The organism is Paenibacillus sp. FSL R5-0517 (assembly GCF_037974355.1).
Lineage (GTDB): Bacteria > Bacillota > Bacilli > Paenibacillales > Paenibacillaceae > Paenibacillus.
In genome coordinates, this window is record NZ_CP150235.1 from 444,084 (window position 1) to 469,643 (window position 25,560).

Below are 25,560 nucleotides of genomic sequence, written 5' to 3' on the forward strand. Positions count from 1 at the left end.
AGGCGAAACTCTGGTTAAGGAGTGTCTCCAATATGATGTAGAAGGAAGGAAACAGGTTATGACGACACATGAATTATCGCCATTGGTTGCTGCGCTCAATATGCAGCCTCACGTTGAAGGCGGTTGGTATAAGGAAGAATGGAAGGCTTCTTATCAGATTCCACAGTCGGTTCTGCCGGATACTTATTCCGGCCCAAGATTCTCGGCAAGTTCCACGTATTTCCTGCTGCACGCACATGAAATCTCCGAGTGGCATACCGTTCTGTCCGATGAACTTTGGCTGTGGCATAGTGGCAGTCCGGTTGAACTGAAGCTGGGCGGCAACGGAGAGAACCCGGAGAACGAGGAAGTTCTTGTTTTGGGTATGGATATTGCTGCAGGTCAATCACCACAGGTGCTTGTTCCAGCGGGCGTATGGCAGACAGCACGCCCGTTGGGTGATGAGCCTGTACTGGTCACTTGCGTAGTCGCGCCAGGTTTCCACTTTGATGATTTCAAGCTGGTATCCAAAAGCGAATAGGGTTGCCTATGACCGATAAAATCCCGATTCGAGATGCTCAGCGCATCCGAATCGGGATTTTTTGGGGAAATGACTAATCCATTGGATTTTCGTTACTCATCCAGCTGTCCACATAAAACTCCTCATGATAATCTGGTTGTCCGGCGAGTTCTTTGAGCTTCTGTTCAGCTTCTTCAGCGGTAGAATATTCTCCAATAACTGCTGTAAACTGCCCAGTGGACGTTTTGAGGAAAGAGATGTCCTCACCCGGATAGGATTCTTTAATTATTCCCATCGATTCTCCAAAAGGCATTGATTCTGTGCGAAGCGAGTATACCTTCCGAGGGGTGACTGGATTGCCGTCGGAAGTCAATTTCACTTCCAGGTAGCCGGGGTTCTTGAATTCCGTTACGGCGTACTGTACCCCTTCTTTTAAAACAACGACGAATCCGACGGAGGAGTCGTCTAAAATCATGGAGCCATATACATCTTTCACCAAAGGTTGGGTCATAAAGTCGGCTTTGACTTTCTCTACATCCATGTAACGTGCACCGCTAAACGTGAAGAGGACACGATTCGGTGCTTCTTTGTGTTCGACATTATAAGAAGGCGCATCATTGGCCTGATCCTGTTCGTCGGTGCTGAAATTAATTTTAAGGGTATTTTCAGTTGCTTCTGAACCCACGGTTATCCCATCCGTAATCTTGCCGCCATCGCCGAATTGAAGCACCTGAACAATCGTTCCGACCACAGGTATTTTGACCATGGCGTTGGCGACAGTAGGAATGTTGATAATGAGCAGTAAAGCGGCACATGCTGCTAGACTTGAAGTGTAGCGAATAATACGGGATGAGCTTTTGCGAGCGGCGGCCTTTTGATGGGCACGACGAATAACATCTGAAAGTTGAGCTGGAATTTCAATGTTTTCATAACGTTCTTTGCTAGTCATAGATCTCCAACCTCTCCTTCGATTAAATCCATTTTTAATTTGTTGATAATCCGATAGAATTTTGACTTCACGGTATTCTCCGACAGGGAGAGCACTTCTGCGATTTCTCGAAAACGCATATTACCAAAAAATTTTAATATAATATAGGCCCTATCTTCAGGCACGAGTCGATCCAGTGCATCGTACAGATCCATTTTCTCTTCCACGGATGCCCCTCGTTCTGGAGCCACAAATTCCTGTACATGATCCTCCATATAGGTCACTCGTTGATTCCGTCGAATATGATCTATCGCTGTGTTAATCACGATTCGTGACATCCAGGAATCGAAATAAGTCATGGATTCCATTTTTCCATAAGCGATGAACCCTTTATAGACCGCTTCGGATACGATATCCAGCGCTTCTTGTTCATTTTTAACATAGCAGTACGCCAATCGATATAATTTATTCTGAATTGCTGTTATTTTTTCGCTGAACTGTTCTTCCTTTGTCTTTCTATGGTTCAGTCTAATCACTCCTGATCCCCCCATGATAAACCTAAATATTCAAGTCACTGCTCGTTCCAGGCCTGGATTCCATATAAGTGCTTGAGTTCGCTTGACACTCGTTAGACTGATGAGGAGATCAAATAGTTTTAAATGGTCAAAAAACTTTTTTTTGGGGCACAAAAACGGCACTGAGTAGGATAGCGGGCCTCGCCTCCATTCTTAACTACGAATAGATTGTCTATAACATCACATGACAAAACACCCGCTCCTCTAAGGTCGAGGGCGGGTGTTATCGAATTAAGATGTTTATATTAAAAATTAAAGTTGTCGGGATCAGAACCAAAGCGTTTGTTCTCGTTCAGTCCGTTAATCTGCTCTACTTCTTCTGAAGTTAACTCAAAATCGTAGAGATCGGCGTTCGCGCGAATACGCTCAGGCGTGACGGATTTGGGTATGGTCACGATGCCGTTCTGCAGATCCCAGCGCAGAATGACTTGGGCAGGGGATTTGCTGTATTTGGCGGCGATGTCCTGAAGCAACGGATGATCCATCAGATGACCTTGTCCGAGCGGAGACCAGGCTTCGATCTGAATCTGATGTTTGTTGCAATATTCACGAAGCTCCGATTGAATCAGTAGTGGATGAAGCTCGATCTGATTAACCGCTGGTTTGACCGTGGCATCAATCATGAGGTCTTCCAGATGATGAATCTGGAAATTGCTCACACCGATTGCGCGGATGCGTCCTTCCTTGTGGAGCTTCTCCAGCGCTCGCCATGTATCTTTGTACTTGCCTTTGACCGGCCAGTGGATGAGATAGAGATCCAGGTACTCCAGTTCGAGTCGTTCCATACTTGCTTCGAAGGCGGCCAGTGTGGATTCATATCCCTGATCGCTATTCCACACTTTCGTAGTAATGAACAGATCTTCACGGGCTACTCCAGATTCACGAATACCCTGAGCGACACCTGTTTCGTTGTTATACGCTTTGGCTGTATCGATGCTGCGATACCCGGCTTGAATGGCCGTTTTGACAGCATGAACGACTTCGTCCCCGTCTTTAACTTTGAATACTCCAAAACCCAGCCATGGCATTTTGACTCCGTTATAGAGCGTGGTTGTGTCCTGCACGTGTTTCATGGTCCGAAATTCCTCCTCTGATTGATTCATTGTTCCACTATGTAATTACCCTGCTGTTCAGCAGCCAATCCATATAGGAGGGCCGTTATGATGAATTATACTAAAATAATCCTGGTATAGAAAAGGGAGCGAACCGTTTTACGAGGTAAACACCATAAATGTCCTTTTTTGGCCAAGCACAGGTTTGGTTTTGACGCTCGTGGGTGATAAGATGAAGTATACGATATATGGAAGTCAAGACTTTTGCTATTGGAGAGTTTACATAAGAAACGATGGAGTACGGAATCCGGTACAGGCCGGGCCGTGCGATTTAATGATAAAGGAGCAAGAATACAATGGCTAAACCTAAACAAACCAAAAAAGCAGCAGCCTGGTCTCTCGTGGTGATGGGAGCGGGATTTGCAGCATCCTTGCCGTTCCAGGGCGTTCCCGTGGGCAAGTTGCTGGTAGGATCATTTGAAGCGGGACTTGTAGGGGGACTTGCGGACTGGTTCGCAGTGACCGCCCTATTCCGTCACCCGCTCGGCATTCCCATTCCGCATACGGCTTTGCTGCCAAAAAATCGGGATAAAATGACCGAAGGTCTGGTCTCCGCAGTAGAGAATAACTTACTTAACAAAGACAGCATTACCGAGAAAATTGCAGATTTCAAAGCAGCAGAGACGGTGCTCGATACGTTGACACGTGAGCTTCACAATGACGGGATCAAGACCATGATTGATACACTCTGCAAACGAATTCTGGCGGGTCTGCCGTTAGAGCAGATTGCTCCACTCGTAGCGTCTGAGATCAAGTCACAGGCGGGCGCTTTTGATCTGGGTCCGATTCTGGAACGGGCTGCTCATCAGATGACAGAGCGGGGTTACGATGCCAAAGCACTGGACTATGGACTGAAGCAAGCCGAAGAGTGGCTGGTTAAACCTGAGAATGTGATGTTTTTGGGTGAAAGCGGAATGAAAGCGATCAGCGGCATTCAAATGAACGGATTGATGCAGTTTGCGATGAATGCGTTCCTTGGTTATATGAACGAGGAGCGTTTGGGTGGCATTTTGCAAGGATATCTCTTCGATCGGGTAGAGGATATGAAACGTGAAGGCAGTGCTCTAAGGTACAAAGTGCTTGATATGGTACGTACCCAGACGGTGCGGTTGGCCATGAGCGAGGCTATGCAAGATGGAATCAACGGCTGGAAGAACAATATGCTTGAGGGCTGGAACGCAGAGGAAACGGTGCTGAACAAACTCATTGAATTGAGAGACAAGGCACTCGCCGCGATGGAAGATGGACAGTATGTAGATACATATGCTCTGCCTGCCATTGAACGGGTATTGGTTGATCTGCGGTCAGATCACGAGTTGATGACAAGCATGAATGCCAAGATCGTAGATGGCGTCACAACACTGCTGGAGAAAAATCATTCCAAAATCGGTAACCTCGTGCGTGAAAATGTAGACAAAATGGATAACGCCTCCTTGATCTCAATGATTGAGGATAAGGTGGGGCAGGATCTGCAGTGGATTCGGATCAACGGAGCCGTTACCGGATTTATTATCGGGATTGCGCTGACCGCTCTGCGGATGGTGCTTGAGTAGGAACGTTAAGTACGGCAAAAAGGAGGGCCGCTCTTACAAAGAGCAGGCTCTTTTTGTCGTGCGTGGGAAAAATCTCATGTATCTGTTGCAAGAATTAGGAAACGGGGTAATGTACACCAAAGTACCCTGAATGAATCATATAGGAAGAAAGTTACATGAAAACGATTCTGTTAGCCGATATGGCTCATGTTGATTTTGTACTATGATGCAGGTAACAGATGAATAGGGTGTGCTTCACATATGGTGAACACCCTGATTCTACCCAGAGGAGGAATCCGTATTAAACGTGCAGGATGGTTGAAGGGTTTATTCACACTAATGATGGTGTTGACTATATTTCTGGGAGGTTGTCAGAACATGAATGCAAGTGAGAAGGAAGCGTTATACAAGGAAGCTGAAGCAACCGTAATTCAGCACTTCAAGCAGAAGTTCGAGCTGGATGTTGTGATTACAAGCAAAGAGTTGTTGCCGGAGATGGCAGTGTCCCAGATAGGGCTTAAAGGCCATGTGAAAGATCACGAAGATCAGAGTTTTGGCATTTCGTATGACTACAAAAAGAAGGTAACCAAGAACCTGGTCATTAGCCCTGAGATTGAAGAAGTGATGATGGCCAAGGGACATGATCCATACGCTAAATAAAGGGAGGTGTAGTTATTGAGTAACGGGTCCAATATTGATGATGAAACGTATAAAACGATGTCTGATCTGGCCTATCAGGATCAAAAGGCTGGAGACAAATTAACGGAACTTCCCGGATGGGAGGTCCTTGAAGGGACGGAAAGTAACAAACTTTCCGGTTTTGATGCCGTAACATTCTATAATCCCGAGACCAAGGAAGCCGTCATTGCTTATCGTGGTACAGAAGGAAGTGCGTCTCTGGATCGTTCGGTACCAGACTTTGTCATGGATGGTCGTATTGGGGGCGGAGAGTTGATTCGCAAGGGTCAGCAGGAGGCCGGGAATTTTGTTGATAATCTTACACCGGATTGGCTCGACAAAGGGGTGCAAGGCGTCAAGGATTTTACGGGCATATCTACAGTGGAGAATTGGGCTGGTGACAGGGTAAGAGACGTGGAGAACTGGACCGGTGATCGCGTAAAAGATATTGAAAAAACCGTTTCCCCGACAGGCTGGGCCAATCAGATGTATCAATCAGAAGACTACGCAAGTCACATGCAGAACAAGCATAAGGATCTGAATTTCTCGATGACCGGACATTCCTTGGGTGGGGGAAATGCACAATATGCTTCTGCTTATACCGGAATTCCAGCCGTGACGTTCAGTGCACCATCAGTAATGGGCAATTTGACGCCAGAGATGCGTCGCCGGGCTGAAGCGGGTGAGTTCGACGGGCAGGTTGTGAACTATGCCAATCCCAGTGATCTGGTAGCCAGCGGAACGTTGGGCGGATATGACCGACACGTGGGATCGACGTACTACATTAATTCCAATTATGAGGATGCAAACGATGGAGTGGGCATTATTGATAAAGCCAAGAACTCATTTGGCGGAGAGAACTATCACAGTCTGGATCAATATAATTTCAAAAATGGATACATATCCAATGATCTGTATGATCCGATTACTGGGGAGAGAGTCCGCTATTCACCACGCCTTATGGATCACATGGGGCCGTTCAGCAAGAACCTCGGTCCGTTAGGTTTCAGGTCTGGCGGCGGTATGGCTCTTGGGGCAGGTGCATCCGGCTTGATTCAGGTAACGCCAGAAGAACTGAAAAGTGTCGCCTCCCGGTGGAAGCAAAATGCACAGCAATGCAATGCTGAGCTGAATCAGGTACGAAGCCGCATGGCTCAATACCTGCATACAAGCCGTAGTCGCAGGCTGGAGCCCATTGTTACCCAACTGGACGCGTCGATTCAAGAACTTAGCACATGGCATATGAAACATACCAGCCAGTTCCTGAACTTTATTGATGAGAAAGCAGATGCCTTCCGGCAGGCGGACGAGAGTCCGGTTCATTTTAATTAGGAATCAGGTTGGTTAGTGTCGCTATCACGTACGTGGGGGAGGGGAACGCAAGTGGGTGGACAATTGCTGGTGGAATTGAATGATCTTCGAATTGCGGAAAAAGAACTGACACAGCTGCTTGCCCGTCTGCAAGCCGATGAACAGGAAGCGAGGGCGCTATACAGTCGCCTGAACGATTGGAAAGGGCAGTCTGCTGATTATACAAGGCAGCAGATTGAAGAGTTTTTTGCGGGCCTGTCCAAACGTATTCAATCCATCGAAATGCAGAAGAAAAGCTTGCTGCAATATATTGAAATTATGATCCAGACGGATCAGGAACGCTAAAAGAGTGGTTGGCTGATGCCATATTGCGGATGGCAATCAGCATGGATAGACAAAAAGAAGCCTATGGTACATCGGGGTTGATCCCGTATGCCATAGGCTTCTTTGCTATTTCAAATTAATGTGTGCTGCAAATCGTTCTTAGCGTTTTTTGCGACGTGTCGCCAGAGCAATTCCCAGGAAGGAGAGGATCAGGGCCAGAATGGATACAATCAATGTTGCCTGTTGAAGCTTCAATGTACCCGGGTCTGTATCCGTGTTATTCGGCTCACCTGTAACGGTGTCGTTAAGTGCATCGCCCAGTGTGGTGTCATCGTTTGCTTTGCTATCATCGGTAGCTGCATTATCACCAGTGCCTGTTTCTGTACCTGCACTATCATGTCCATCGTTGGCATGACCTCCACCTGCCGCAGCATTACCAACAGCAGCCGGATCTTCACTAATCGTTGTAATACTGTGTGGGTTGGCATCACTTGGCTGGCCTGTCCATTCTACGATGCTGCCATCGCTATAATATTGGAAGGCATCCCAAGCAACTTCAGCTTCGGTCTTCGGGTTCTGTGCAACAAAGTTGAACTGTTGGAATTGTCCTGCGATGATCCCCTCGTTATCGCCATCAACTTCCCATGTGATCGATGTGACTTCATTGGAATCGTTCTTCTCGGTGGTGATTTTCCAGCCTGCCAGTGGCTGATATTGCTTGAATGCCACACCTTCCGGTACTTTCATGGTGATTTTGGTTGTAGGCAGATCTTTCTCGGATGGAATCTTAATCGTGTATGTCTGCCATGCGCTTGTCTGTGCAACGGATGGGCTAACAGTAACGTGAGCGCTAGCGAATCCGGCGAATAGCATGAATGCCGCGGTACCTGTTGCGATAGTGGATGTTAGTTTGGAAATCCATGATGTTTTCTTCAAAATAAATAACCCCTCTCAGTTCTTATCATATATGATGCGGCCCATTTTCTTAAATGAGTGTCTACGTTCTGCAAAGGCCGTTTCGGTTACGAATGGTTCTTTCGATCACCGTTATTCCCGGAATTTATTGATTCCACTATATAAATCAAAATAAAGATGGTTTACACATGCACTTCGATGACAGAATAACCCTCCAATCGCTGTTATCCCCAGATTTTTTTGATTCCCTTTTCTCAAAGGGAAAATCCGGTGATAAAGGCGAACGCTTCGCTTTTTCAGGTTTTTTCTGTCCTCTCCGTTTCAGTGTAAACATTAGTTAAATTTATATTAAGTCAGTTCAAATCCGGGAATAAAGCAGAGAGCTCCGCTTCTCCAGAATCAATTTCGTTCCCTTCACTACATTTGCAGTTCGTAGAAACACTAATTTTAGATTGGGTCACTTTTCAAAATCAACGTTGTGAAACTATGGTTTGGCAGTGTCGATCTCAAATTCGGCATCAAGTGCATCCAGCGTTTTGGTCAAGAGGTGTACCTTGATATTCCAACGTCCAGGCATGGAGATGTAATCTTCAGCCTTGTACACACCGGTGTCGTTTTTCGGAATGGTAATCTCATAGATCCCCATATCCATATCCAGATGTGTGAGTGACAGCGTGATCTGTTCCAGATCATTAACGATACTGCCATCTGCACGTTTCACATCAACTTCGAATTGGTTCTCTCCTGTCACATTGGGACTCACCTGAAGTGTGATCGCTGAGCCATCTTCTGTAGTCTTCGTCTCCTGATACGGTCCGACTGCTGCTGGTTGCCCCGGTGACAGATGTGTCAATACGGCGGCTAGAGCGAGAATTACAGCACCAGTAACAAGCTCGGCTTTCAGGCTGCCGGATAATCTGCTCCCCGTTGCTGCTCTAGCGAGTCGCGCATGACGCCATGCCAAGATAACCATCACAATCAACAGGACGATCTTGCCGATCAGCACAAGACCATAGGCTGTAGTGAACAAGGAGGTCAGTACCGGCGCTGGTAGAATAATCAGACTGCTATATATTCCTGTAGCCACCAGAGCGGCTACGGCGCCGATCCCCCAAGCGGTGAATCTACGTATGGCAGTCCAGTAGACTTCTCCTCGCACCTTCGAAGGCAGCTTGTCGGCGAGTGGAGGCAGACATATCGCCATGGCAGTCAATGCACCAATCCAGAAAGCGGCACCGATCAGGTGCACGAAGTCCATGGCAATGGCGAGAGCGCGTTGATCCGCCGCAGCCGGATGTCCCGTCATGGCATGAGTGAACAGCCATCCAAGCACGAGCACGAGTGAGCCGTAAGAAGACCAGATGCGAGCACGGATGGATCGATCGCGATCATATCCGGAGAGAATCGTGACGGCCAATAGCATGACAATGAGCATCTGTAACATCCAGATCTGACCAAAAGATGTCAGTTTGAGCGCACTCCCGATCAGTGCCCAGCTTAGTTCGCTCAGCGCCACACCAGATTCATATAACGTATTCAGTGGCAAGCTAACCAGAGCGGCAAAGGAAGCGGCAGCATAGCTGATCCATAACAATCTGTAGCTACCCGGAACGTCCATAGGTTCTCTTGTCATGGATGTTGGTGCGATTCGCAGTAGCAAGAATGCAAGTGTCCCCAGGATGACAGACAATCCGAGATACTGAATCCAGTCTGTCAGGGATACGATCCATTTCAGCGGTCCACCTGTTGAACCAGAACCAGATGTAAGATCACTGAGTCCAGCAGGAGAACCAGAAGGTTCTCCGATATGGAAAACATAGGCTCCTTGAATCGGGTGCCCATCGGCAGATACCGCTTTCCAGTTGACGGCATAAGTCCCGTTCCCGAGTCCGGCCTGCAGGCCAGTCTCAAGAATATGAGGGCGGTCCGCATCGATCTGTACATTTCCATCGCCTGCCTGAGTACCGTCAGGCCCGGTAATTTTGATATCATAAAAAGCCGTCTGCAAGGATTCGTTGAACTCCAGCGTCAGCCGCTCCGGAGCCGTTACGAGTATCTCGTTCTCTCCTGGCGAAGCCTTAACAATATAAGCATGTGCAGATGCCCACTGTGGCATAACAAGGCAGCACACAAGCAACAGGCTGGTGATCAATGCCCAGTGCCGTTTGCCCCATTTCAGGGTAAAGCTTGTCAAAATCAAAAAATCATCACCCTCAGGTTATAGATTTGTAGTCATTCCTGGCCCTTTATACACAATCTATCCCATTATAACTTTGTCCAAAATGACTGCGTATGACTACATTGGGCTATAAAAAAACGATTTGGTCTTCATAATTGTGACAAAAGCATGAATGTGTATGGTGCAGAGCGCCATCTCGTCTATTGTTACAAATCTCATATGGGTATGCGATACGTTCGTGCTACCATTCACATATCACCACGAAGCTGCGCTATTTGCGAAGCTTACGTCCTGCAAGTCCACTCTCTAGCGCATAGCGGGTGAGTTGTACCCGGTTTTCCAGCTGGAGCTTCTGCAAAATGTTTTTTAGGTGATTCTTCACCGTCTGGTCTGAAATACCGAGCTGATCAGCGATCTCCCGATTGGTATATCCCGCGGATACCCATTGCAGAATCTCAAGCTCCCGCGCCGTAAGTGGATTATCTTGCACATCTTCACTGCGTGGTGCGGGAAACTCCTGCAAAATCCGGTAGGCCAGTTCCTTGCTGAGCGGTGCATCGTCGCTGACGATGGCGCGCAGGTATTCAAGCCAGGTAGAAGGCGTCAGATTTTTGAGCAAATAACCTTGAGCACCTTGTTTTAGTGCTTCGAACAGGAAAGTCACATCATCCGATACCGTGACCATAACAACAATAACATAAGGGAATCGCAGCTTGATCTGACGGGTGGCTTCCAGCCCATCCATCTCCGGCATCTGCACGTCCATCAGGATCAGGTCAGGCATCCATTGTCCGGTAAGCTCCAACGCTTCCTGTCCATTCGAAGCTGTACCAATCACTTCAAACAGGCTGTCCTCGGATAAAATGCTACAGATCGCTTCACGCGCATGCGCATGATCGTCAACAACCAATACACGTACATGTTCCATACTAAGCATGCTCCTTTCCTATCGTCATTCGTGTATGCCCCGGTCTTGAATCGAGGGTAAAAGACCAACCCATCTCGGCAGCACGTTCCTTCGTAATTCGCAGTCCGTACCGATCCTTCAGATGAAGAGGGTCTCCGCTTAGTCCATTCCCATTATCCTGAATATAAATGAACCAGGCAATTGGGTTACCCTCCGCATGAACCTGAACGCGGGTAGCCTGTGCATGTTTGCGTACATTCAGTAAACCCTCCCGGATACAGGCGAGCAGTTCCACTTGTTCCTTGGCAGAGAAGGTTATACCGTTCAGATCCCAGTGAATCTGTGCGCCGGGTACGGTTTCCATCACGAGCACTTCGACCTGTGCATGCAGTGAAATAATCTCGGGTGCCGCGGTAGAGGAGGGAACATAGCGCAACTGGGCAATCGCTTGCCTTACATATGTATTGACTTCATGCACGGTTTTTTGAATCTCCTGGATCTCATGCTCATGTCCGCTCCCTGCCAGACTACGGCCCGCTTTATCGGTCTTCACGGACAGCAGGAAAAGAGACTGAGATATGCCATCATGAAGTTCTCGGGCCAATTGGTCACGAGCTTCCAGAGCTGCTTTCGCTGCGCGTTCCTGCTCCAGAGCAGCCCTGGCGCCTTCGAGCATGTGGAACAATCGGCTGAGCAGTGTCACGCTGACAAGATAAACAATGACGGGTGTTAACCAGTTCCCGGCGTCCATCGAAAGGTACGGCATCAGAAACTGATGGCGAATATATTCCCAGATGCCAACCGTGAATGTGGGGATCAGCAGAATCATCCATTTGATTTGTTTATAGGACATGAATGCAGAACTCCTTTGACCTAGGATTAGCTTAATAAGGTAATTTATTTATACAGGGATGGGATCATTATAACGCAAGCTTGTCCAAGACCCTAGTCTGTGTCTTTGGAGAAAGCTGGGGAGGATCAGGGAGTATTTAGAAGGATATCTAAGAATGACAAGGGGTGAAATGTTGTCACGCTAGGTGAGGGTTGGTGTGAACAGCTGAGGAAGGCTGAGTCCGTTTTCCCTATCGGAGAAGGTCCTCTATACTTATATAGAACGTGAATTCATTACAAAACATGTTAAGGAGTGAAGCAACAACATGAGTCAAGAAGTATTGGAACGTCGCAGTGAATTGCTCAAAAAGAACATTCACCAGATGCTTGTTCAAGACAATCAGCACGGTATCAGTCGCCAAGACAACATGTTTTTGCAGCAGATGATCAAGGAGCTGCATCAGACCTCACATGAACTGAATACCAAATCTTAATGTAGAATCTGCACGAGAATGAAGCTGTCTGGTGTACGATTCATTCCATGAAAATGAAAATGGCGCTATCTCCGAATCAGACCGGGGATAGCGCTTTTGATTTTCTCTGAGATAGAAGAAGCTTCATTTATCTTACAGCAACTGTTGTTGAGCGGTTCTTTTCTCAATATATCGAATGAATAACTCGGCAAGCTCCGGATCAAACTGCGAACCCGAACATGCGCGCAGCTCCCGAATGGCTTCCTCCACGTTCTTGGTCTCCTGATACGGTCGCTCTGTCGTCATGGCATCAAAGGAGTCAATGACGGTCAACATCCGGCACAGCCGGGGAATCTCGTTACCCTTCAGGCCGTAAGGATAGCCCTTGCCATCATAGCGCTCGTGGTGAAGTTCAATATACGGAATCAGATCGGCGAAGCGATCGTTCGTGATCACCATTTTTTTACCCCAGGTGACATGTCCCTTGATCGTTTCCCATTCTTCTGCGGTGAGCTTGTCTTTCTTGTTCAGAATAGACCAGGGAATCTCCAGTTTGCCGATGTCATGAATCAGTGCTCCCAGCACGAAACGGCGTTTCTCCGCATTGTCCAGTGCAAGCAGTTCACTGATATCCAGTGCATATTTGTAGACCCGTTTGGAATGTTTAAACGTATCCATGTCCTTGTATCTGAACAGATTGAGCTGTTGCTCGATGTCACGAACGTCCTGTACCAGATCAATCTCGTGTTCCATGCCATCATTGCTTCCGTGGCGGTGCACGTTGTTTTTGCCCTGTTTCTTCGCGTAATACAGTGCTTTATCCGCCTGATCCACGAGTTGGGATTTGTTATACATATCCACCTGATAGGGTGCGACGCCACCCGAGAAGGAGAGACAACCGTGCGGAAACACTTCAACGCCTTCAAACGGCGTGTCATTTAGTTGTTTGCGCAGCTTATTCATAAACTTGTAGGATTCGTCCAATTCCATTCCTGGCATGAGAAGTGTGAACTCTTCCCCTCCATAACGAAAGGCGGTAACAGGTGTACCTTCGGTCTTTCGCATTAGAAAATCCCCCAGCAGAGCCAGCAGACTATCCCCTTGGAGGTGGCCAAACCGGTCGTTATACTTTTTGAAATCATCGATATCAATCAATCCCAGACAGAGCGGTGTTCCCTGCGTACGAGCTGTCGTCAGTTCATTTTCCAACATACTTTCAAAATAACTATGGTTGAACAGACCTGTGCGTTGATCCGTGTTAGCTTTCTCCTCAATGGTCTGATACATGACAAACAACTGCTTGAATGCATGGGAGAGCAGAATACTGAGACTTAAGTACAACAACAGACCGAGCACGCCATTGTGTACAACCAGAATCGTCAGGACAAGCGCCAGAATCAGCGTACATAAATAAACCAGCAAGGATTCGGTAACAAATGCCCGCTTCATCTGCTGTAATGCATCTTTCGTTGAGAAATGAAAGAATAAGCCAAGTGTAATCGTGTTGATGATGAAGTAGGCCGCAAGCGCTGCAAAATAAGGAAGCAGATTATAGCCGTCCAGCGTTCCCGATTGCCCGCCAGTCCACTCAAACACCGCAGCTGCTCCCGTAATCATGAGACTGTAGATGCTGAAATTGACAATGTGTTTCCACCAGGTGAGCTTGCGCTCTTTGATTAACAGAATGATGGAGACAGGAAGCAGTACAGATAAACTGAAGGCTCCGCCAAACATGAATATACAGGCAAGGTATACCGATGAATCCATGGATTGCTGATTGCCTTTGGGTGGAATCTGAAACGTGAAATAATCCAGAATTAACGCCGCGCCCAGCATGGTATAGACCATGACCCAATCCGCCGTGGTTAGATGAAGGTAAGACCACTTGTTCATGTACAGAAAAACACCGATCCCGGTACAACTAAGCAAAATAACATACAGACTGCTTCGATCTGCCTTATGGATAAGGTTACGAATAAAGTTCATAAAAAATCTCCTGCTTGGGTTTAGTCTACTCTTGATGTGTATATAATGGGTGTTCTTGTATAGGGATATACTATATAGACGTATAACATACCAATTTGCCTGGCAAAAATCCAGAAAGAAAAAACAGGCCGCTGGCAGCCTGTTTGTCTTGTTTGGCGGTATGGATACTAGCCGCCCAGCTTGTATCCCGAAGTTAGTGCTACAACGACAGAAGCCACGATGATTGCGTTGATGACAATGCGGGAATATTTCACACCTTCAAATTTTTTCATGGAGAAGACCTCCCTTCCTTGGAGTCTACCTGGTTCTCGTCAAGCCTGATGAGTTTTAGCAGGTTGCACAGCCTTTTTGTCCCGATTCACCATCATGTACTGGATAAAAAGGAATATGCCAACGTTCATGACTACATCACCGATACTGATAACTTGAGTTCGTGGATAAGGGCTGGAGAGTGGGATGATATCACCGAGAAAAGGCAAACGTGTAGACGCATCCATCATAAAATGCTTCGATACGGCTCCGCCTTCCCGGAGCATGTCTACATAGTAGGGTCCCAATACAGCGGAGGCTTCCACAGAAACCGGCATACGTCCACCGTTGACAGCCATCACGGCAAAATTGAGAAACACACCAATCCAGATGAGCATAAAACCGGTATGGTGCCTATTGAGCCACAAAAATGCGAGCCCTGTAATGTAGACGGCAGCAAAGAGATAACCATTAATAGATGCCACCCATTCGAATCGTTCCTGCAGATAGAAAATAAAGAACTGGATTAGCAGCAATACAGGGAAAATCCAGCCACTTCGCAACTTGAGTGCTGCAAACTGATGGAGCCCATGCCGCAGCCCGCCTCGAAAAAATCCAACGATCAAGCCGAGTAAAATACCGTCATATACCATAAGTAACTCCTGTTCGTGCGGAGATGTGCAATAGGATTGCGTGTTTGTGTACATAAAGGATTCGACCTGATATTGGTAATTCCTGCATGAGAAAAATGATTTTTTAGAAGAAATTTGCAAATTGCTTAACAAAAAACCGTCTTTACGAACCAAAGGGTCGAAAACCCTGATGAATTCAGTAAAGACGGTTACTTATAATGGCAAAATACGAGCTTTAATTCGGTTGGAAATGGAATTTATTTTATTCGGAACCACCGTTCAGATAGTTGAAGAAAGGCTGATCCACCCAGAAGTCATATGTTGTAATGTCTGCATCAGGAGCGAGTTTCAGGAAACCTTCCCGAATGGATTTGGCATTTTCCTTCAGAGAGAAGGACTGAGCATAGTAATTGCCAAGCGCGATCTTATTATTGGAAATGACCGGATAGTTGGCCAATGCCGTTGGTGAGTAATACAGTGGTTGCCACCAGGAACTGAGAATCAATGGTGATGTACTGTCACTGTTCTTCTTGGCATATTTCAGAACAATATCATTGAAGCGGACTTTGTCTGCCACATTGTTGAACTCGAACTGAATATCATATTCCTTCGCAGAGGCAATATAGTTACCGTTCTCGATCTGTGTAACTTTATAGTCTGGCGTTTCCTTCGGCTCGCCCCATTCCTTCAAATAAATGAAGGCAGATGTCTTCGGCTGGAATTGTACATCGGCGTCAATGCCTTCGCTACGTAGCAAACCAACCAACTGTACAGCATGTTGAATGTTATCGTGGCCGTAGGTAAGTGTCAGTTCATCGATAAAGTTGGAATCAAAGCGGCTATCCTTCAGATTATAACCTGTGACGAGATCGTCTCGCAGGGCCTGATCCACAATCTTTCTCAGCTCAGGTGATTCGATCAGATCGGCTGTGCGATATGCAGCATACAGTTTGGAATAGATGTCCGCATCGCCGGAACGTCCAATCTCATGTTTGTATTTCCCTTGACTGACCAGAACACGTCCAAGCAAAGTATTAGCGAAATCTTTACTTGCTACGCCACCCTTTAGGAGAGCGGGGTACAGATTTTCGGGAATCAGGCCTGTATCGATCGCTGCAGCCAGTTCCTGTGCGGCTTGTCCCTGAACACGGTTCGGGCTAATGCCAACTTTGGCAAGTGCTTTGGCCGTTTTCTCGGCAGGATATGTATAAGCGAGTTCCTTGAATCCGGCTGCTTTCACCGCGATGAAGACGGCGGCATAAGTGCTCAGTTGATCCTTGGCACGTACTTCTGTACCTGTAATAACCCCACTATTGAATAAGGAAACGGCAGCATCATAAGAAGAATCACCAGAGGCCAGATCGGTAAAGATAGGAGCTTTGGCTTCACTGTCACTTGCTTGAGTGGCTTCCGTAACGGCTGCAATGGCTTGAATGAAATCACCTTTGGTTATCTGTTGCGGCAATTGAATATTGTATTTTGCTTGCAAGAATTGAGCAAAATCCGCTGCGCTTTCCGTATAAGCGACTGGAGCCTGAGCTAACGGTCCTTTGACACTTTGTGAAGTGGTTGGTTTAGCCGGAGTTGCAGATGCTGCAGAAGCAGAAGCGGGCAAGCTTAGACTGCCGAGTGTTACCGGAGCGGCGAGCAGGGCCGCCAACGTGATCTGGGTGATTTTTTTCAAATGAATAGCCTCCTTAAAATGGGTTGGAAAATGAGTAGCTTTCGGTTATAATTCTGACAAATCCTATCAGAATAGAATAATTGGATTGACTTTAGCACGGAGACGCGCTGGATGTCAACGGAAAAAAAGCTTGCTATAAAGCGGTTTCCAAAGCTTGGTAGAAAGCAAATCATCAAATATATTCTAATTGAGTGTATACGCTCAAAGATTTATTGACAAGGATCGACAGTATCCGCTAGGATAAGAAAAAAGAATATTGAAAAGGGGTATTTTCAAAATGAAAAGAGGTTTATCGTTCGTCTTATCGATCATCATGTTGGCTATTTTGTTGGCAGCTTGTGGGAATTCGGCTTCCAAAGACGAACAATCCGCCCAAGGCAGTGATTCGGAGAAATCTCTTCGGATGGCCCTCGTACTTCCCGAAAAAATAGGGGTTAACCCTTTCTTTGTACAGATGGATGAAGGCTTCAAAAAAGCAGGCGAAGAATTCAAAGTAGACACCAAGACGATTGAATCGACAGACCCGGCAGCATTTGAACAAAATCTGCGTGCTGCGGTTGCCGAGAATTATGATCTGATTATTACAGCCACTTTCCAGGCAGAAGATGCATTGAAGAAAGTCGCTGCAGAAAATCCGGACAAGTCCTTTGCAATTGTAGATACAACCGTGGATCTGCCTAACGTACGTAGCGTTGGTTTCCGTGAATATGAAGGGGCGTACCTGCTCGGTGCAGCCGCTGGATTGTCCACCAAAACAGACAAAGTCGGCATGATCGCAGCAATGGATGTACCATTGATCAAGAAATATACAGAAGGTTTCAAAGCGGGACTGGAATCCGTGAATCCGGATGCAGAATTCCTCGTGAACTATGTAGGTGGATTTAATGACCCGGCCAAAGCCAAAGAATTGGCACTCGTACAATTCGGCAAAGGCGCTGATTTCATCGCTGGCGCATCCGCTGTAGGTGATCTGGGTGTGTTCGAAGCAGCGAAAGAAAAAGGCTTCTATACTTCAGGTCAGGATACGGACCGTACGGTTGAAGACCCCGAACATATCGTATTGTCTCAATTGAAATCAACCGATACCGTTGCTTATGAGACTGTGAAAGATTTTGTAGAAGGCAACTTCAAAGCAGGTGCAGTGAACTATGGCTTGAAAGAAGACGGTGTGGGCCTGACTTATGTTACACGTGATAGCGAATCCCCGCTGAATGCTTTTGTTGGACAAGAAGTAATCGACAAAGTGAAAGCAATCAAGGATGATATCGTATCCGGTAAAATCGTAGTCAAAGATCCATTGCAACAATAGTTTTGAATTGTTCTTTTCAATGAATGAGTGATGGAATGGATCAGCCGGCTGCCCGATCAGGCAGCCGGTTTTGCTGCTATTAAATGACCAGTATATGTTCAACTTATCGTTTACACGATAACGAAGAGGACAGAAATAACCTGAAGAAGCTAAGCTAAAAGCTTTCTGAAAGAAAGCTACTTCGGAAGCATACACCTCGCCTTTATCTCCGGATTTTCCCCTTTATATAAAGGGAATCGAAAAATCTGGGGATAACAGCGATCAGAAGGTTGTTCTGTCATCGTAGTGGCGAGTGTAACCTTTTAAGTTGAACTGAGAGGAGCGAACGCGAGATATGCTGTTGGAGATGGAGCACATTACGAAGAAATACGGCGGCTTCACCGCGAACCGTGACATCCGTTTTAATTTGCGTGAGGGAGAGATTCATGCCCTTGTAGGTGAGAACGGGGCCGGTAAAACAACCTTGATGCGTATGCTGTACGGTATGGAACAGCCTACGTCAGGAACAATCAAAGTCCGTGGACGCGAAGTGAGCTTCGCTACGCCGTCCCAGGCGATGGCAAATGGCATCGGCATGGTGCACCAGCATTTCATGCTGTTCCCTTCCTTTACGGTGGCGGAGAACATCGTGATTGGACGCGAACCGGCAGCGGCAGGTGTATTTGACCGTAAAAAAGCAGCAGCCCAGGTGAATGAGCTTGGTAAACAATATGGCATGCCGGTTGACCCGTGGAAAAAAGTGTCCGAGTGCCCGCTTGGCATGCAGCAGCGTGTTGAAATTCTCAAGGTGCTGCATCAGGGCGCAGACATCATTATATTGGATGAACCTTCGGCAGTACTGACGCCTCTGGAAGTAAAGGAACTGCTCGCGAACATGAAATCACTCGCTAAGCTGGGCAAAACCTTTGTACTAATCACGCACAAGCTGCAAGAAGTCATGGATGTAGCCGACCGGATTACGGTACTTCGGGATGGTCAGGTAACGGGTACGCTCGAAGCCAAGGATACACATGTGGAGGAATTATCCCGTCTGATGGTTGGTCGTGAACTTGTGCGTATGGACAAGCAGCCATCGGTTCCTGCCGAAGCGGTGCTTCAGGTGGAAGGGGTCAATCTGTCTGGCGCCAAGGATCGTTCGGCGCTCAAGAAGATTCATATGGAGGTTCGTAAAGGCGAAGTCGTTGGCATAGCCGGCATCTCGGGTAACGGCCAATCGGAATTAATTCAGGTGATTGCGGGACTGCGTAAGGCGGACAGTGGTCGCGTTGTGCTCTCCGGGCAGGATACAACCAATTGGCCTGTACGGCGCATTCGGGAGCATGGACTTGCTCATATCCCGGAAGATCGTTATATGTGGGGAGCGGCCAAGGATGCGAGCGTTCGTGAGAACGGGCTGATGGGACATCATCATCGCTTGCAATCACGTGGCATTATCAAAGCGAAAGCAGCAAGAACAATGGTAGAAAGTTGGATCAAACAGTTCAGCATCAAGACGGGTTCTGCGGAAACCAAGGCACAGTTTCTGTCTGGAGGTAATTTGCAGAAGCTGATTGCCGCTCGTGAATTCGCACAGGATACACCGTTTCTAATTGCAGCCGAACCGACTCGTGGTGTGGATATCGGAGCGATGGAGACGATTCATGCCGAATTGCTACGTAAACGCAGTGAGGGTGCAGGTATTCTTCTCATTTCATCGGAGTTGTCTGAGATTTTGCAATTATCGGATCGCATTATAGTGATGTATGAAGGCGAAATTGCCGGAGAACTGAGAGCAGAGGAAGCGACGGAGGAACAGATCAGTTTGTTAATGGCAGGAGGGAAAGAGCGGATATGAATCGGGTAAAAGAAACACTTCGCGGACTCGTACAGCCGCTGCTTGCCGTATTCATCGGTCTGATTGCAGGGGCTGTGGCGATTCTGATTGTTGGCGGTAATGTGGTGGATACGTATGCGGAGATGTGGAAAGGGGCCTTCGGCAACTTCTACTTCTTCACCAATACACTGGCTCGTTCCACACCGATCATCCTGGCGGGACTTGGCGTAGCCTTGGCATTCCGTGCCGGATTTTTCAATATGGGAGCCGAAGGCCAGATGATTCTTGGCGGGCTCAGTGCCGCGCTCACGGCGCTCTACCTGCCAGGCCCGGGCTGGTTCGTGTGTATTGCTGCGATTGTCGCAGGTATTGTTGCCGGGGGAATCTGGTCTCTGTTTGCAGGTTGGCTGGATGCTCGTTTCGGCATGAATCTATTGATTACAACCTTACTACTTAACTATATCGCTATTTATTTTGGCGGATACATGGTCTCCTATCCATTCAAGGATCGGACTGGATCTGCAGCGATGGCTCAGACACCCATGATTGATCAGAGTATCTGGTTGCCGAAGTTGTTCCAAGGTATGGGACTGCATGCCGGCTTCATCATTGCCATTGTCGCGGCTATTCTGATCTACTGGTTCACTCACAAAACGGTGACGGGTTACGAGATCCGCATGCTCGGCAGCAACCCGTCCTTTGCAACCTACGGCGGTGTTCGCCGCATTCGCATGATGATGCTGTCCATGGTCATCAGTGGTGGACTTGCTGGACTGGCAGGTGCGGGGGAAGTGCTCGGTACACAGTACCGTTTCCTTGATGGATCGCTATCTTCTGCAAGTTACGCCTGGAGCGGCATTATGGCCACGCTGCTTGCCCGCTCGCATCCACTCGGTACAGCTGTAGCAGCTATTTTGCTGGCTGCGTTACAGACAGGTGCCATGGGGATGGAACGGAATACGGATGTGCCGCTTGAAGTCGGCAGTGTCATCCAGGCCGTATTGACGTTATTTGTATCAGCTCAGATCGGTTATTCATTCCTGAAGCGGAGAAAGGAGAAAAAGTCCAATGCAACAACTGTTTGATGCAGCCATGTTTGGCTCAACCTTGCGGATTATGACTCCAATCCTGCTTGCAGCGCTCGGTGGGGCTTTATGTTCCCGTGTCGGTCTGTTCAACGTGGGTCTCGAAGGACTGGTTTTGATCGGTGCATTCTCCGCCATTGTCGGTAATTATCTGTTTGGCAATGTGCTGCTGGCTGTACTCTTTTCCATTATTATTGTGATGTTATTCTCGGCGCTCTTTGCTTTTATAAGTATTAATCTCAAGGCCAACGCCATCGTGGTCGGGATCTCGCTCAACTTCCTGGCTGCGGGAGTGACGACCTTTGCACTGCGTGCGATTTTTGATGTAAAAGGTGCATACTACGACAAAGACATGGTGGGACTTCCCAAGTGGGATATTCCGCTGATTAAGGACATTCCGTGGTTGGGCGATGTATTATCGGGACATAGTCCCTTGGTTTACCTCGGTATTGTGCTCGTGATTGGACTGCAATTCTATCTGTTCAAAAGTGTATCCGGCTTCCGCCTGCGCTCTGTCGGTGAGAATCCGATTGCAGCACAGAGCATCGGGATCAAGGTACGCGGCATCCAGTATGGTGCGGTTCTAATGTGCGGTGTGTTGTGTGCTCTGGCTGGCGCGCAGTTGTCGCTCGGTCAGGTGACGATGTTCACCGAAGGCATGACCGCGGGTCGTGGCTTCATTGCACTCGTAGCAACGATGCTGGGACAAGCGAATCCGCTTGGCGTCATGGGCTCCAGTGTGTTGTTCGGCTTCATGGAGGCATTGAGTATTCGTCTGCAAGGCTTCTCCTTGCCAACCCATTTCACGTTGATGCTGCCGTATATTGTGACGCTGGTCGCGATGTTCTTTTTCAAAGACCGTACTTATGCACAAGATGCATTGAAAGCGGGCGGAAGCTCGCGTTAATTCCTGAATGCCCATGCTAGGGGCAGAAGAAGAAGGAGGAATTCCACTTGCATAACAAGGCTGAACGTTTGAAAAAAGGAAAAGCCCCGGCACCCAAAGCGGGCAATGATTATGGAGATCGCTTGCCGCCGGGACAGATGTTGACGGAGAAATTTCCGATTCTGCATGAAGGGGAAGTGCCGGAATATGACCTGTCCACCTGGGACCTGAAAGTATTCGGAGAAGTGGAAGAGGAGAAGGTGTTCTCCCTGGCCGAGTTGCAGGCGATGCCACAGGTGAACACGGTGAGTGATATTCACTGTGTTACTCGTTGGTCAAAATTCGATACGCCGTGGGAAGGTATTCGCTTCTCGGATTTTGTGAAACTTCTGGGGGTTAAGCCGGAAGCAAAATACGTCATGATCCATGCGGATCATGATTACGAGACAAATGTACCGCTCGAAGAATTGATGCATGATGATGTATTGCTTGCATTCAAATATAACGGCGAACCACTAACGCCCAAGCATGGTTTTCCACTGCGTATGGTTGTGCCACAACTTTACTTCTGGAAGAGTGCGAAGTGGATACGTGGTTTGGAGTTCATGACAGAAGACCGGAACGGCTTCTGGGAAGTGAATGGTTTCCATCATTTTGCCGATCCGTTCAAGGAACAACGTTTCTCGGGTGAAGATCTGCCGATTCCGGAAGACGAGTGGACGAAGAAGGAGTTTGATTGATATGTTGATGCCTATTTTGCAGATTCATTCGGAAGACATGCCGGCATATGCCATCGTCTGTGGTGATCCGGCACGTGCGGAGAAGATTTCCCGTAAGTTGGAGCAAGCGAGAGAACTGGCGTTCAGTCGGGAGTATCGCACGTTTGTTGGTCTGTACGAAGGGGTACAGATCGCTGTGGTCAGCCATGGTGTAGGGTCACCTGGAGCGGCTGTCTGCTTCGAGGAATTGATTCGAGCAGGTGTAACAACTCTGATTCGTGTAGGTACGGCGGGATCGTATACAGCGGATTTTCCGGCAGGTAGTGTGATTGTGAGTACAGCCGCTGTTCGTACAGATGGGTTGACTCGCCAGCTGGTGCCGAATGGTTTCCCAGCGGTAGCAGACATTGGTGTGACGCAAGCGTTGATCGAAGCTGCTCGTGAGCAGGGGAACGCAGCAAATGCCGAATCTGCGACTGCAGCGGGTAAAGTTGGTGTGGGTATCACCGTAACGCTGGATGCGTTCTTTGCAGGCGTGGAAGAGATTCCACATCGCAAGTACAAGCAGGCTGGAGCACTTGCGGCCGAGATGGAAATTGCGGCACTCTACATCGTCAGCACCTTGCGTGGCGCTCGTGCCGGAGCCATTGTCGCGATTGACGGATTCGCGGACAGCGACCTGGCTGCTGAGTATGATCCGCATACAGATGCGGTTGGACAAGCGGTGGAGCGTGAGATTAATGCAGCGCTACGTGCGCTAGTCACGCTTGCGCGTCAGGATCAGGCGTAATACAAAGCTAGTAATTTAGTCGGTTAAACGTCCACCTGAGGTGGACATAAGGAAAGAGGGCATTCCGTAGGGTCATGATAATGGTCTGGGGGAATGCCCTTTTTTGCGCCCAAAAAAGTTGGGGAATTGTATCGACGATAATTGTTTTAGGGATTTGTGAGTATAAGCTGATGTGAGAAGTGGAGGTTATGAATGGTGTACTGTTTCACCTAACGAACCCAGCACGTCTTATTCGAGGGGATATCGCAAGTATGAAAATCTAACGAATCGTTGGCACGCTAATGCCGGAATTAATGCCTGTTTTCAATCCAATATAATGAATTACCGTTAAATAACGTGTCTGAGATTCGCTACATTTTCACTCCGTCGATATTTGCCCATATAAGGTGTGTAGGATTCGTTAGCCTCTGACGTCTATCCCTCGCTGAGAATGATAATGCAGAAAATGGGCACGTTATATAAAGGAACATCACCATGAACATGAATACGAAAAGGGAGGACTCTACGATGACACAGAACAATCAACCTCAGGACGAGGCAGAAATTCGCAACAAGCTGGATGAAGACGGGGATTCCTTGATGGAGAAAAAGAAAATCTTGAGCGGAGTGGACATTGAGCCGCAGGCGGATGAATGGGCAGCGAAGCCATCACCTGTTGCTTTTAATGAAGGAAATACTTCTTCGAAAAAATAATCATCATGAACATCCTATGGGCTTGATGGAATGAAGATAAATTTAGCGAAGCAGGTACCCTTATGGTATCTGCTTTTTGGTTATATAATAATGTAAAATTCAACAGACGAAAGAGTGATGGGGATGAGCACGAAGGGGAATGTTAACATTCGAAAGGCAGAACTCAGGGACTACTCTGGCGTGTCATTGTTGATGGATGAACTGCACCAGATGCATGTCGAGGCGCGGCCGGATCTATACAGAGTGTTAGAGACTAGAATGGAGGAAAGGGAATTTACCGAACTACTGGAAACGGACAAGCGATACCTGTATGTTGCCGAGTCTTTAGAAACAGGCTTGATTCTGGGTTACGGGAGTGCGCAGTTGAGTGTAATTCAGGATAACCCATTGATGGTGGATCGCAAGATGCTGTACATCCATGAACTTGTAGTGGATACCAAGCATCGGGGTCAAGGAACGGGCAAACAGTTGATCCAGGCATTCATCGAGCTAGGAAGAGAGCTTCAGGCAGACAGCATGGAATTATCCGTGTCGACGTTTAACTCGGACGCACAGGCTTTCTATGAACAGATGGGTCTGGTCGTTCGCAGCAGCAGGATGGAATATACCTTGTAAGATGCACTGCTCTTTATCAATCGAACAAGCAATCATCTATTTTTAACAAAATATCAAAATGAACTTGAATACCCCCATGGGGTATGTTACTCTTAGAAAAGAACGAAAGAAAAGGGGTGTTCATGATGGATCATCAGAGCCATCCCGAGGAACCTTTGCAATCCTCCATGTCCGATTCAACGGAAGCTTCGGCTACAGTTCAAGAAGCAGTATCCTGTCATACCGAAGGCAGTGATGGGAAGCATGTGCGCAAGAGTCACCATTCGCAGGAGATGAAGAGTAACCTGGTTTCTCGTTTGAACCGTGTGGAAGGTCAGATTCGCGGGATCAAGGGATTGATCGAGAAGGATACGTACTGTGATGATGTGCTGACGCAGATTGCGGCGGCTCAGTCTGCTCTTAATTCAGTAGGCAAACTTCTTCTTGAAGGCCATATGAAGAGCTGTATTGTTGAGCGTATTCAAGCTGGTGAACATGAGGTTGTGGATGAACTGCTGGTTACGATGCGGAAGTTAATGAAGTAAGCTGAATCAATTCACCTAATTAATTTTATCATTTTAATATATCCCAAGGAGGAATTTACAATGTCTAATGTTACGTTGAACGTTACGGGAATGTCTTGCAATCACTGTGTGAAGTCGGTTGAAGAGGCTGTGAAGAATGTTGGGGCGAGTGGTCACGTGGATCTGGCAGCGGGAACGGTAGCTGTGGAATATGATGAGCAGAAAGTGAACGTGGATCAGATCAAAGCTGCGATTGAAGATCAGGGATACGATGTAGTCTAACGGCATTCCAGGCTTAAACCGAACATGCTCATGGGTAAAAAGAGGTCAGA

The 25,560-nt window shown here is 47.6% G+C and carries 26 protein-coding genes; 16 read left to right on the top strand and 10 right to left on the bottom strand.

What is annotated here, in order from left to right; all coding sequences use genetic code 11:
- The first annotated feature begins 58 nt into the window (after positions 1–58).
- On the top strand, positions 59–520 hold the full coding sequence (locus MKX40_RS02120; protein WP_017691032.1) for a cupin domain-containing protein: 462 nt from the start codon (positions 59–61) through the stop codon (positions 518–520).
- A gap of 73 nt (positions 521–593) precedes the next feature.
- Here MKX40_RS02120 and MKX40_RS02125 read toward each other — a convergent pair whose 3' ends face one another.
- The 3 genes from MKX40_RS02125 to MKX40_RS02135 form a co-directional block, all read right to left on the bottom strand.
- On the bottom strand, positions 594–1,448 hold the full coding sequence (locus MKX40_RS02125) for a hypothetical protein (RefSeq protein ID WP_339239220.1): 855 nt from the start codon (positions 1,446–1,448) through the stop codon (positions 594–596).
- Positions 1,445–1,963, bottom strand: a complete 519-nt coding sequence (locus tag MKX40_RS02130) for a sigma-70 family RNA polymerase sigma factor (RefSeq protein ID WP_339239221.1) — start codon at positions 1,961–1,963, stop codon at positions 1,445–1,447. Before MKX40_RS02130 ends, MKX40_RS02125 begins: the two co-directional genes overlap by 4 nt.
- Before the next feature lie 284 nt (positions 1,964–2,247).
- A complete protein-coding gene (locus MKX40_RS02135; RefSeq protein ID WP_339239222.1) occupies positions 2,248–3,075 on the bottom strand; it encodes an aldo/keto reductase in 828 nt (275 codons plus the stop codon).
- 335 nt (positions 3,076–3,410) lie between these two features.
- Here MKX40_RS02135 and MKX40_RS02140 point away from each other — a divergent pair, with 335 nt between their 5' ends.
- The 4 genes from MKX40_RS02140 to MKX40_RS02155 all read left to right on the top strand — a co-directional run bounded on the left by MKX40_RS02140 (position 3,411) and on the right by MKX40_RS02155 (position 6,980).
- Positions 3,411–4,667 (top strand): DUF445 domain-containing protein, encoded by a 1,257-nt coding sequence (locus MKX40_RS02140; RefSeq protein WP_339239223.1) that lies wholly within the window; start codon positions 3,411–3,413, stop codon positions 4,665–4,667.
- 357 nt (positions 4,668–5,024) lie between these two features.
- On the top strand, positions 5,025–5,306 hold the full coding sequence (locus tag MKX40_RS02145; RefSeq protein WP_143786547.1) for a hypothetical protein: 282 nt from the start codon (positions 5,025–5,027) through the stop codon (positions 5,304–5,306).
- A gap of 15 nt (positions 5,307–5,321) precedes the next feature.
- On the top strand, positions 5,322–6,656 hold the full coding sequence (locus MKX40_RS02150; RefSeq protein WP_339239224.1) for a hypothetical protein: 1,335 nt from the start codon (positions 5,322–5,324) through the stop codon (positions 6,654–6,656).
- Positions 6,657–6,707: 51 nt separating this feature from the next.
- On the top strand, positions 6,708–6,980 hold the full coding sequence (locus MKX40_RS02155) for a hypothetical protein (RefSeq protein ID WP_091018402.1): 273 nt from the start codon (positions 6,708–6,710) through the stop codon (positions 6,978–6,980).
- Positions 6,981–7,118: 138 nt separating this feature from the next.
- Here MKX40_RS02155 and MKX40_RS02160 read toward each other — a convergent pair whose 3' ends face one another.
- The 4 genes from MKX40_RS02160 to MKX40_RS02175 all read right to left on the bottom strand — a co-directional run bounded on the left by MKX40_RS02160 (position 7,119) and on the right by MKX40_RS02175 (position 11,813).
- A complete protein-coding gene (locus MKX40_RS02160) occupies positions 7,119–7,895 on the bottom strand; it encodes a YcnI family protein (RefSeq protein ID WP_339239226.1) in 777 nt (258 codons plus the stop codon).
- A 463-nt stretch (positions 7,896–8,358) separates the two neighbouring features.
- Positions 8,359–10,074 carry a copper resistance protein CopC gene (locus tag MKX40_RS02165; protein ID WP_339239227.1) on the bottom strand — a complete coding sequence of 572 codons (1,716 nt, stop codon included), beginning with the start codon at positions 10,072–10,074 and terminating at the stop codon, positions 8,359–8,361.
- A gap of 250 nt (positions 10,075–10,324) precedes the next feature.
- The gene (locus tag MKX40_RS02170) at positions 10,325–10,981 is read right to left on the bottom strand and encodes a response regulator transcription factor (protein ID WP_150365287.1); all 657 of its coding nucleotides are present in this window, start codon (positions 10,979–10,981) and stop codon (positions 10,325–10,327) included.
- Between the two features lies 1 nt (position 10,982).
- Entirely contained in the window at positions 10,983–11,813 is an 831-nt protein-coding gene (locus MKX40_RS02175) for a histidine kinase (protein ID WP_339239228.1), read from the bottom strand.
- Between the two features lie 304 nt (positions 11,814–12,117).
- On the opposite strand from MKX40_RS02175, the gene MKX40_RS02180 reads away from it, so the two are divergent.
- Positions 12,118–12,285 carry a hypothetical protein gene (locus MKX40_RS02180; RefSeq protein ID WP_017691019.1) on the top strand — a complete coding sequence of 56 codons (168 nt, stop codon included), beginning with the start codon at positions 12,118–12,120 and terminating at the stop codon, positions 12,283–12,285.
- A gap of 132 nt (positions 12,286–12,417) precedes the next feature.
- On the opposite strand, the gene MKX40_RS02185 is transcribed toward MKX40_RS02180, so the two are convergent.
- The 3 genes from MKX40_RS02185 to MKX40_RS02195 all read right to left on the bottom strand — a co-directional run bounded on the left by MKX40_RS02185 (position 12,418) and on the right by MKX40_RS02195 (position 16,815).
- Entirely contained in the window at positions 12,418–14,250 is a 1,833-nt protein-coding gene (locus MKX40_RS02185; protein ID WP_339239229.1) for a diguanylate cyclase, read from the bottom strand.
- A gap of 311 nt (positions 14,251–14,561) precedes the next feature.
- Complete coding sequence (locus MKX40_RS02190) at positions 14,562–15,152, bottom strand: DUF5317 domain-containing protein (protein WP_339242881.1); 591 nt, start codon at positions 15,150–15,152, stop codon at positions 14,562–14,564.
- A 241-nt stretch (positions 15,153–15,393) separates the two neighbouring features.
- Positions 15,394–16,815 carry a hypothetical protein gene (locus MKX40_RS02195; RefSeq protein WP_339239230.1) on the bottom strand — a complete coding sequence of 474 codons (1,422 nt, stop codon included), beginning with the start codon at positions 16,813–16,815 and terminating at the stop codon, positions 15,394–15,396.
- A gap of 277 nt (positions 16,816–17,092) precedes the next feature.
- Here MKX40_RS02195 and MKX40_RS02200 point away from each other — a divergent pair, with 277 nt between their 5' ends.
- The 10 genes from MKX40_RS02200 (at position 17,093) to MKX40_RS02245 (ending at position 25,510) form a co-directional block, all read left to right on the top strand.
- Complete coding sequence (locus tag MKX40_RS02200; RefSeq protein ID WP_017691014.1) at positions 17,093–18,124, top strand: BMP family protein; 1,032 nt, start codon at positions 17,093–17,095, stop codon at positions 18,122–18,124.
- 334 nt (positions 18,125–18,458) lie between these two features.
- Positions 18,459–19,958 (top strand): ABC transporter ATP-binding protein, encoded by a 1,500-nt coding sequence (locus tag MKX40_RS02205; RefSeq protein ID WP_339239231.1) that lies wholly within the window; start codon positions 18,459–18,461, stop codon positions 19,956–19,958.
- Complete coding sequence (locus MKX40_RS02210) at positions 19,955–21,022, top strand: ABC transporter permease (RefSeq protein ID WP_017691012.1); 1,068 nt, start codon at positions 19,955–19,957, stop codon at positions 21,020–21,022. The genes MKX40_RS02205 and MKX40_RS02210 overlap by 4 nt, the downstream gene beginning before the upstream one ends.
- Positions 21,006–21,929 carry an ABC transporter permease gene (locus MKX40_RS02215; RefSeq protein WP_074093220.1) on the top strand — a complete coding sequence of 308 codons (924 nt, stop codon included), beginning with the start codon at positions 21,006–21,008 and terminating at the stop codon, positions 21,927–21,929. Before MKX40_RS02210 ends, MKX40_RS02215 begins: the two co-directional genes overlap by 17 nt.
- Positions 21,930–21,976: 47 nt before the next feature.
- Positions 21,977–22,648: a sulfite oxidase-like oxidoreductase gene (locus MKX40_RS02220; RefSeq protein WP_210109989.1), complete on the top strand. Its 672-nt coding sequence runs from the start codon at positions 21,977–21,979 to the stop codon at positions 22,646–22,648.
- A 1-nt stretch (position 22,649) separates the two neighbouring features.
- On the top strand, positions 22,650–23,417 hold the full coding sequence (locus tag MKX40_RS02225; RefSeq protein WP_339239233.1) for a nucleoside phosphorylase: 768 nt from the start codon (positions 22,650–22,652) through the stop codon (positions 23,415–23,417).
- A gap of 507 nt (positions 23,418–23,924) precedes the next feature.
- On the top strand, positions 23,925–24,110 hold the full coding sequence (locus tag MKX40_RS02230) for a hypothetical protein (RefSeq protein ID WP_036616704.1): 186 nt from the start codon (positions 23,925–23,927) through the stop codon (positions 24,108–24,110).
- Between the two features lie 123 nt (positions 24,111–24,233).
- Positions 24,234–24,725, top strand: coding sequence for a GNAT family N-acetyltransferase (locus MKX40_RS02235; RefSeq protein ID WP_339239234.1), 492 nt, complete (start codon positions 24,234–24,236; stop codon positions 24,723–24,725).
- Between the two features lie 167 nt (positions 24,726–24,892).
- The gene (locus tag MKX40_RS02240; RefSeq protein WP_091018657.1) at positions 24,893–25,249 is read left to right on the top strand and encodes a metal-sensitive transcriptional regulator; all 357 of its coding nucleotides are present in this window, start codon (positions 24,893–24,895) and stop codon (positions 25,247–25,249) included.
- Positions 25,250–25,309: 60 nt separating this feature from the next.
- Entirely contained in the window at positions 25,310–25,510 is a 201-nt protein-coding gene (locus MKX40_RS02245; RefSeq protein WP_339239235.1) for a copper ion binding protein, read from the top strand.
- Positions 25,511–25,560 lie beyond the last annotated feature (50 nt).

Excerpts from the sequence above, each read along its gene's own strand:
- MKX40_RS02120 (WP_017691032.1), top strand. The coding sequence starts at position 59 with ATGACGACACATGAATTATCGCCATTGGTTGCTGCGCTCAATATGCAG.
- MKX40_RS02125 (WP_339239220.1), bottom strand. The coding sequence starts at position 1,448 with ATGACTAGCAAAGAACGTTATGAAAACATTGAAATTCCAGCTCAACTT.
- MKX40_RS02135 (WP_339239222.1), bottom strand. The coding sequence starts at position 3,075 with ATGAAACACGTGCAGGACACAACCACGCTCTATAACGGAGTCAAAATG.
- MKX40_RS02140 (WP_339239223.1), top strand. The coding sequence starts at position 3,411 with ATGGCTAAACCTAAACAAACCAAAAAAGCAGCAGCCTGGTCTCTCGTG.
- MKX40_RS02145 (WP_143786547.1), top strand. The coding sequence starts at position 5,025 with ATGAATGCAAGTGAGAAGGAAGCGTTATACAAGGAAGCTGAAGCAACC.
- MKX40_RS02170 (WP_150365287.1), bottom strand. The coding sequence starts at position 10,981 with ATGGAACATGTACGTGTATTGGTTGTTGACGATCATGCGCATGCGCGT.
- MKX40_RS02175 (WP_339239228.1), bottom strand. The coding sequence starts at position 11,813 with ATGTCCTATAAACAAATCAAATGGATGATTCTGCTGATCCCCACATTC.
- MKX40_RS02180 (WP_017691019.1), top strand. The coding sequence starts at position 12,118 with ATGAGTCAAGAAGTATTGGAACGTCGCAGTGAATTGCTCAAAAAGAAC.
- MKX40_RS02185 (WP_339239229.1), bottom strand. The coding sequence starts at position 14,250 with ATGAACTTTATTCGTAACCTTATCCATAAGGCAGATCGAAGCAGTCTG.
- MKX40_RS02190 (WP_339242881.1), bottom strand. The coding sequence starts at position 15,152 with ATGGTATATGACGGTATTTTACTCGGCTTGATCGTTGGATTTTTTCGA.
- MKX40_RS02200 (WP_017691014.1), top strand. The coding sequence starts at position 17,093 with ATGAAAAGAGGTTTATCGTTCGTCTTATCGATCATCATGTTGGCTATT.
- MKX40_RS02205 (WP_339239231.1), top strand. The coding sequence starts at position 18,459 with ATGCTGTTGGAGATGGAGCACATTACGAAGAAATACGGCGGCTTCACC.
- MKX40_RS02210 (WP_017691012.1), top strand. The coding sequence starts at position 19,955 with ATGAATCGGGTAAAAGAAACACTTCGCGGACTCGTACAGCCGCTGCTT.
- MKX40_RS02215 (WP_074093220.1), top strand. The coding sequence starts at position 21,006 with ATGCAACAACTGTTTGATGCAGCCATGTTTGGCTCAACCTTGCGGATT.
- MKX40_RS02225 (WP_339239233.1), top strand. The coding sequence starts at position 22,650 with ATGTTGATGCCTATTTTGCAGATTCATTCGGAAGACATGCCGGCATAT.
- MKX40_RS02230 (WP_036616704.1), top strand. The coding sequence starts at position 23,925 with ATGACACAGAACAATCAACCTCAGGACGAGGCAGAAATTCGCAACAAG.
- MKX40_RS02235 (WP_339239234.1), top strand. The coding sequence starts at position 24,234 with ATGAGCACGAAGGGGAATGTTAACATTCGAAAGGCAGAACTCAGGGAC.
- MKX40_RS02240 (WP_091018657.1), top strand. The coding sequence starts at position 24,893 with ATGTCCGATTCAACGGAAGCTTCGGCTACAGTTCAAGAAGCAGTATCC.
- MKX40_RS02245 (WP_339239235.1), top strand. The coding sequence starts at position 25,310 with ATGTCTAATGTTACGTTGAACGTTACGGGAATGTCTTGCAATCACTGT.